Raw genomic sequence first — 7559 nt, 5'->3', positions numbered from 1 at the left:
CGATGCATGTAGCTAACCTGTACTAATTGCTCGTTTGGCTTGACCATACAACACCCAAGTGGTTTGTATGAAAGCTCTAATTAATCTATCTTGTAAAGCGAAAGCTTTAGAATAAAAGAAAGAATATTTCGATATCACCTTTAACCTTGATTCAGTTAGGTTACAAGTTGATCGACAACAGGCTAAACACTTGACGTCAAACAATAAAAATAACAGACTCATATCTAACCCCCTTTGCTGACGACAATAGCGCGATGGCCCCACCTGATCCCTTCCCGAACTCAGAAGTGAAACATCGTTGCGCCAATGGTAGTGTGGATTCGTCCATGTGAGAGTAGGTCATCGTCAGCTCTCTATTTAAAGTAAAACCCCCTCCGACTTATGTCGGAGGGGGTTTTCTTTTGGCTGCGGGTTTGGGGTGGTTCAATTTATTTAATAGAATTAGGGTGGGGGTGATTTCAGTATAGGGGGGGGGATGATTTCAGTAAATATGTAGTATCTAAAGTTCTTTATTTATTATATTTCCTATGAATATGAAACAGTGCCATACTGTATATAAATGTAAAATAATAAAGGGTTGTGAATGGACTTCAATAGTTTCTGGGCTGACATATTCGCTACAATAATCGGAGGTATCAGTTTAACCTGTCTTTTCTTTGTGGCTAAAGAAAAGCTATTTCCAATACCAGATATTACAGGTCGTTGGTATGTAGAAATGACTACGGTGAATAGTGCATATCGTCCTTATGATGGTATGATTTTAAGATACGTAATAATGATTTGGCGTGAAGGTAACGTGCTAAAAGGTAGTGCTGAAAAAGTTTATGAGAATTCTTCATCTGGCATACGGGAATATGTTGGAAAATATAGAACTAGAGCACTGCTTGAAGGATATATCGAGAAAAACTATCTTAGCAAGGATAAAGTCTGTCTACATGCAGTAGAGAATGGACATGATCGTGATTCTACTAATTTTTATGAACTATTAGTTAATTCCAAATTAGAAATGACAGGAAATTTTCAATCAACGGTTGCAGATCAAGATGGTACGGTAAGATTTCAAAAGGAACCGTTTTGAGATATATTTACTTTGTTGTAACGATTCCAATAATTATTTTAGGTTACATATGTTTAACATTTAATATTTTTCAAATAAAATATAAGTTAAATGAATGTATGAATCTAACTGATAAAAAATGTGTAGAAATACCTGATTTTTATATCTCTTACATAGCGGCAGAAGATCATAGGTCAGATTTTCATTATGGAGTTGACCAAATTGGTATGCTCAGAGCTATTTGCAAAGTTTTTTTTAACCATCGAATACAAGGTGCTAGTACCATCGAACAGCAGTTCGTTCGTGTGGTAACAGGTGACTATTCTTACTCTCTTAAAAGAAAACTAAAAGAGCAAATTTTGGCAGTAATTCTCGTTAGGAAAAGAAAAAAAATTGACATTGCAAGAGCTTATTTAGCTATCGCTTATTACGGTCATGACTGTAAAGGAACAGAGGGGATATCCAACCTAGCTGGCTATAATCTACGACTTGTATCTGAAACGCAAATTATTTCAATCATGGCTAGACTAAAGTATCCACAACCTTCAGTTAATATCGATAAATGGGAAACAAAATTCAATCATCGAGTTTCTTATATTAGAAAAAGACATCAACGACTGGCTAAAAAATTAGAGCAGCAAGAGATGAATGCTGCAGCTTAAGGAAATTAAATGGAAGCTTCTCCTCTAAAAGGTATTTAAGACTAAAGTGATATACTCAGACTAATATATATGAAATATCTATCACCTGTTAATATCCTATTCAAAATCTTCTAAAAAGAAGTCATCTAATAACATAATTATCAAATAGCAATATATAAGAGAACCCAATGACAACTTCAAAAGTAACTTATCAAGGTGACCTACGTACTACCGCTATTCATTTACAATCAAATAATGAAATCATCACCGATGCACCAGTTGATAATGAGGGCAAGGGCGAGGCGTTTTCACCAACTGATTTATTGGCGACCAGCTTAGCCAGTTGTATGCTAACCATTATCGGTATCAAAGCCCGTGATATGGATATCGATATTGCAGGTACTACCGCTGAAGTGACTAAAATAATGGCTGCTGATCCAAGATGTGTTAGCGAAGTACATGTCACGATTACTTTTAATCAACCATTAGATGAAAAAACGACAAAGATATTCTATAACACCGCGCTTACTTGTCCGGTTGCTAAAAGTATCCATCCTGATATCATTCAAAAAGTGACTATTCATTCTAAGAGTTATTGATTCCAAAAACTACTAACCTCTATAAGGGTGATTAATATGGCTAGCAAAACTTTGCTTATCGTCGCTCATGCGCCATCGCCGAATACTAAAAAATTAGCACAAGCGGCCTACGATGGTGCCAATCACCCTGATATAGATATCAAAGTCGTACTTAAATCTCCTCAAGATACGCAACCTGAAGATGTGCTAGCTGCTGATGCGTTATTGTTAGGCACGACTGAGAATTTGGCCTATATGGCAGGGCTGACCAAGGATTTCTTTGATCGTTGTTATTACCCTGTGTTAGAGAAGAAACAAGGCATGCCTTTTGCGGTATATATTCGAGCTGGGCATGATGGGACAGGTACTAAGCTTGCGCTCAAAACCATTACCACTGGTTTGCGCTGGTCATGGATTCAAGAAGCGCTGATTTTGCAAGGTGATTGGCAAGAAGCATTTACTGAGCAAGTCGAAGAGCTAGCGATGACACTGGCAGCTGGGGTAGAAGCGGGTATTTATTAGTTTTTTCGACGCTTTGCTTGTCGCCATTATTAATATCAAAGCTACAGTAATGAAGACATATAAGGATATTAGCAGTGTTGAATGATGATTTAGATAGTAGCCAATCGATTGCTCCTGCTGGAATAGCATTTTCTCAAGCGTGTGAAAATAATAAACAGCCGATTCTAGAAGTTTTACAGCAAGAGTTGCAAGGTTCTATTCATGTGTTAGAGGTTGGGTCAGGTACGGGTCAGCATAGTGTGTATTTTGCCCCTAGATTGACTCATTTAACATGGCAGACCAGTGATGTGTTTGTCAATCACGCCACTATCAATGCTTGGCATAATGCTTATCTTGCCCCTAATTTATATGCACCGATCACTTTTGATGTATCGTGTAACTCAGTGCCAGTCAATGAGGTTGCCGATGCGCCTTATGATGCAGTATTTACCGCCAATACCTTGCATATTATGTCGTGGACTTTAGTGGCTAAATTATTCCAATTGGTCGGTGATATGCTACCCTTAAATGGTAAATTCATCGTTTATGGACCCTTTAACGAAAATGGCATTTATAGCAGCGCAAGCAATCGTCAGTTTGACCATAGCTTACGCCAGCGCGATGCTAACAGTGGTATCCGTCATTTAGAAGACATTATAGATTTGGCAAATACACATCATTTAACGTTAAATACGCGTTATGAGATGCCATCTAACAATCAAATATTAGTATTTGAAAAACTCTATTAACGTAAAAAGCTGAGTTGGTTCACTGTGATAACACTATGAATCAACTCAGCTTTTTATAAGTTCGAATCCGTAAAGACCAACCTATTTATAAATACTAACCTGTATTGCGTAGCCCTGCTGCCAAAGCATTGATACTACGAATCAATGCATCTTCGACAGCCAGTCTCTCGTTATTTTCCAATTTATCATCACTAGCGTTATCAGGCTGGCGCATACGCTTGAGTAGCTCAATCTGGATGTAGTTGATGGGATCTAAATAGGCGTTACGCCATTCTAATGAATTAGCCAATTCTTGTTGGTTTGAGAGTAAAGACGCCTGCTCTAGCAAGGAGTTGAGACCTGCGTGCGTCAGTTCATGCTCATCAATTACTGCCTGCATGACTTGCTCACGTAAGCTTTCGTCTTTACACAGTTGACTGTATGCACGGGCGATATTCATCTCGGATTTTGTAAAAGCCATTTCAATATTACTGATAAAGACATTGAAAAATGGCCAGTTTTTATTCATCTCTTTCATTAACGCTTCGTCTTTTTTGACGCTATCTAAAGCACTGCCCACGCCATACCAAGCGGGAAGGGTAAAGCGTGCCAATGACCAGCCAAATACCCACGGTATCGCCCGAATCGTCGATTTGCTCGGCAGTCCTTTTTTACGGTGAGCAGGACGCGAGCCAATATTGAGTAATGAAATCTCTTGTACTGGCGTGGCCTCAGAATAAAACTGATAGAAGCCCTCTGTATTATCCGTCAGCTCTCGATATTGCTGTTCGCCTGCATCTGCCAAATCAGCAAACAACGCTTCATAGCTATCTAGCTGTTTGGGTTGTTCGACAAATCGTGACGAGCTGGCTTTTAGCGCCCCCGTGATTCCCATGGTTAATTCAAACACGGCGGTATCTGGATTGGCATACTTGGCATAGAGCACTTCGCCTTGTTCAGTGAACTTGATCTGTCCATGTAAAGTGCCAGCAGGCTGAGCGGCGATGGCTTGATGGGTTGAGCCACCACCACGACTGACGGAACCACCACGACCATGGAACAGGCGGGTGGTGATACCATATTGATTGGCGATATCGGTGATGGTTTGCTGGGCACTATATAACTGCCAAGCGGAGGTAATAATGCCGCCATCTTTAGAAGAGTCTGAGTAGCCAAGCATAATCTCTTGAATGTTTCCTGAGTGCTCAAGTAACTGACGATACAGCGGATTGTCCAACACCATTGGCATAATTTTATCGATATTTTTTAAATCTTCGATAGTTTCAAACAATGGCGCAACTGGTAGGGCAGAAAATAAATGCCCGTTCTTATCAATACCCGATAAGCCTGCAAAACGCATCAGAAGCAGCACTTCTAACAGCTGACTGGCATTATTGGTCATCGAAATTACATAGCTACCAAAAGTATCGTCGCCAACCAGTTTACGCAGTTTAGCGACAGAATTCATTAGAGCAAGCTGCTCATGTGTTTGCGCGCTTAAATTGTCGGTATAAATCAGCGGTGCACCCGGCTTTTCTAGCAAACGGGTTAGCCATTCTTGGCGCTCTGTTTCGCTGAGGGTACGATAGTCGGGCAGATTCGAGGCGCTAGCAAAAATATCTGCAATAACTTCGCCGTGATAACCTGAATCTTGACGAATATCCAGCGCAGCCAAATGAAAGCCGCAGGTTTTGACTAGACGAATAGTATCAAGCAGTAAGCCTTCGCCATGTGCTTTGTCATGAGTATTGACACTTTTGCGAATAAGGCGTAAATCATCTAGCAAGGCCGTCGGTGTTGAGTAAGCCTCTTTTGCAGCCTCCTCATCTGTGCCTTGGCTTTGGATATGCTGGTTGGTCGCTTTTATTTTAGCCAGAATAATGGACAGCAATCTTCGGTACGGCTCATTATTGTAATCATCAGGATTGTAGCAAAAGACTTTTTGATCGAGTGTGCTGTAGTCTTTGATACGGGTATAAATCTCTGGCGCGATATCGGCGATAGTATCGCTATGAATCAGCTCACGACGCAATTTTCTGACCAATACTTGATAATGACGCAGTACAGTATTGGCATGCATCAATACCGCCATTTCAGTGGTTTCATGGGTGACGAATGGATTGCCATCTCTATCGCCGCCAATCCAAGAGCCAAAACTGACAAAGGCGGGTAAAGGGTAGTCGATTAACTCAGGATAGATATCGACGATAGCGTCTTTTATATTACGATATACTTTGGGAATGGCAGTGAATAAGCTGGCATCAAAATAGTGTAAGCCGTTGTTTATTTCATCATAAACCAAAGGTTTTCGGCTGCGAACTTCGTCTGATGACCACAGTAAGTCAATGGTTTCTGCTGTCTTTTGCTTAGCTTGCATAAAGGCTAGGCTACCTTCGGAATAGTCGCTCATGGCATCGGTATGCTCATAGAGGGTCTGCAAGATATTCATGGTGGTGCGTCTACGGGCTTCGGTAGGATGAGCCGTAAAAACAGGAATAAATTTAAGGTGATCAATAAGCTCTTTGATTTGCGCAGGTTCGATTTGCCGCTCACGGCATTCTAACAAGGTGCGGCGAAAGGATCCTTCCCAGCTTTGATTGGACTGAGCACGCATAGTACGGCGTTGCTCACGCAGATAGTTTTCTTCCGTTAAATTGGCGAGGAAAAAGTAAATAGAGAATGCCCGAATGACGTTTTTTAAGGTTTGATTGTCTAATGAGGCAATAAGATCGATCAGCTGCTGTTTGTGTGCTGGATTATGCTCACGGCGCTCCTGAATAAAGCCTTTGCGCAATGTTTCGATAGTACGTAGGGTATCCTCCCCAGATTGGCGAGAAATGGCCTCACCTAAAAATGCGCCTAACAATCTAACACGCGCACGCAATAAGTCGTTCTTCAATAACATAATTGGCTTCCTTGGCTTCTAATCGACTCATTTATCAATGAGATAGGTTGGTTAATAATTAAGGGTCGCTGTTCCTATAAAATATGAATTAAAGTTATTTATATTCATTTGCTAAAAAATCCAAATAGCGTTTCCACGAGCGCTCATCTGCACGTGCATTATATCTATCACTGCCAAATACGCTAAAGGCATGTGGTGCACCACTATATGTCACCATCTCATGCGGTACGTTGGCGGCTTCTAGCGTCTTACCCAAAGTTGCGAAGCTCTCTAAAGAGACAGATTCATCAGCAGAGCCATGGAATACTAAGATTTCTCCAGTTGTCTTGTCATAACTTTGACCCGTTGGAATATCAAAGGCACCATGGAAGGGTACAAATGCTTTTTGCTCAAATCCTGAGCGCGCCAGCTCCAGAGCAACGGTACCGCCAAAACAATATCCCATGGTAGTGCCTTTACGCACATCATTACCTTGTAGTCTTCCAGCATTCAGCGCACCTTGAAGTATGCGGCGCATTTTATTGCGATCATCGTATAACTCCCCAGTTAAGCGTTTGTTTTCTTCAATAGAAGTAGGGCGAACGCCTTGCCCGAACATGTCTGCCGCCAATACGTTGTAGCCCTCGCCTGCTAACATATCAGCACGTTTGCGCTCATAGTCTGTCAATCCATCCCAGTCATGAATGAGTAGAATAAAAGGCGCATTCGCTTTGTCGGCTTTGGCATAATAGCCTTCGTATGCTTGATCATCCACGGTATAGGTAATATTTTTGGTTGTAATAGCGGCAGCTGTTTGGCTGAAAGTCAGTGCCATTAGTCCGATTGACGCACCCATTAGCAATGAGTGATAAGGTTTTTTGGACGGAGTCTTTAAAGTTGATAACATGGTAGGTCGCCTTATAATCGTATAAAAAAGATAAATAGTTGGCTAAAACCATGCCCATTTTATTTATCAACTGTTTTAATGCTTCCTAAGAGCATACCTTAAAAAATCACTACATGACAAGAATCTATCGTCAACGTTGAAGCTCTCTTTAAATACACTGAAATTACGGCTTTATCACGGCTGCAAACTTTAACCAAATATCAACAAGGAGTGCCATGAATTAGTCATATTTTTTGGCTAATATTAAAGATAGCTCGGTACAG

7 protein-coding genes and 1 rRNA gene are annotated in these 7559 nt (G+C 40.9%); 6 read left to right on the top strand and 2 right to left on the bottom strand.

Going from position 1 to position 7559, the window contains the following annotated elements:
• Window positions 1-236: 236 nt before the first annotated feature.
• The 6 genes from rrf to ACI2JM_RS03685 all read left to right on the top strand — a co-directional run bounded on the left by rrf (window position 237) and on the right by ACI2JM_RS03685 (window position 3526).
• A 5S ribosomal RNA gene (gene rrf, locus ACI2JM_RS03710) occupies window positions 237-351 on the top strand.
• 232 nt (window positions 352-583) lie between these two features.
• Window positions 584-1078, top strand: coding sequence for a hypothetical protein (locus ACI2JM_RS03705; RefSeq protein WP_404642199.1), 495 nt, complete (start codon window positions 584-586; stop codon window positions 1076-1078).
• Complete coding sequence (locus ACI2JM_RS03700; protein ID WP_404642197.1) at window positions 1075-1719, top strand: transglycosylase domain-containing protein; 645 nt, start codon at window positions 1075-1077, stop codon at window positions 1717-1719. The genes ACI2JM_RS03705 and ACI2JM_RS03700 overlap by 4 nt, the downstream gene beginning before the upstream one ends.
• A 167-nt stretch (window positions 1720-1886) precedes the next feature.
• Entirely contained in the window at window positions 1887-2297 is a 411-nt protein-coding gene (locus ACI2JM_RS03695) for an OsmC family protein (RefSeq protein WP_404642195.1), read from the top strand.
• A gap of 36 nt (window positions 2298-2333) precedes the next feature.
• The gene (locus ACI2JM_RS03690) at window positions 2334-2798 is read left to right on the top strand and encodes a flavodoxin family protein (RefSeq protein WP_404642193.1); all 465 of its coding nucleotides are present in this window, start codon (window positions 2334-2336) and stop codon (window positions 2796-2798) included.
• 74 nt (window positions 2799-2872) lie between these two features.
• Window positions 2873-3526, top strand: a complete 654-nt coding sequence (locus ACI2JM_RS03685) for a DUF938 domain-containing protein (protein WP_404642191.1) — start codon at window positions 2873-2875, stop codon at window positions 3524-3526.
• 94 nt (window positions 3527-3620) lie between these two features.
• On the opposite strand, the gene ppc is transcribed toward ACI2JM_RS03685, so the two are convergent.
• Both ppc and ACI2JM_RS03675 read right to left on the bottom strand, forming a co-directional pair.
• Window positions 3621-6410, bottom strand: coding sequence for a phosphoenolpyruvate carboxylase (gene ppc / locus ACI2JM_RS03680; RefSeq protein WP_404642189.1), 2790 nt, complete (start codon window positions 6408-6410; stop codon window positions 3621-3623).
• A gap of 94 nt (window positions 6411-6504) precedes the next feature.
• Window positions 6505-7296: a dienelactone hydrolase family protein gene (locus ACI2JM_RS03675; protein WP_404642187.1), complete on the bottom strand. Its 792-nt coding sequence runs from the start codon at window positions 7294-7296 to the stop codon at window positions 6505-6507.
• Between the last annotated feature and the right edge of the window lie 263 nt (window positions 7297-7559).

Origin of the sequence: Psychrobacter sp. NPDC064578 (assembly GCF_044901245.1) — a bacterium.
GTDB classification, from domain to species: domain Bacteria; phylum Pseudomonadota; class Gammaproteobacteria; order Pseudomonadales; family Moraxellaceae; genus Psychrobacter; species Psychrobacter cibarius_C.
This window is presented reverse-complemented; position numbering and strand designations above follow the sequence as displayed.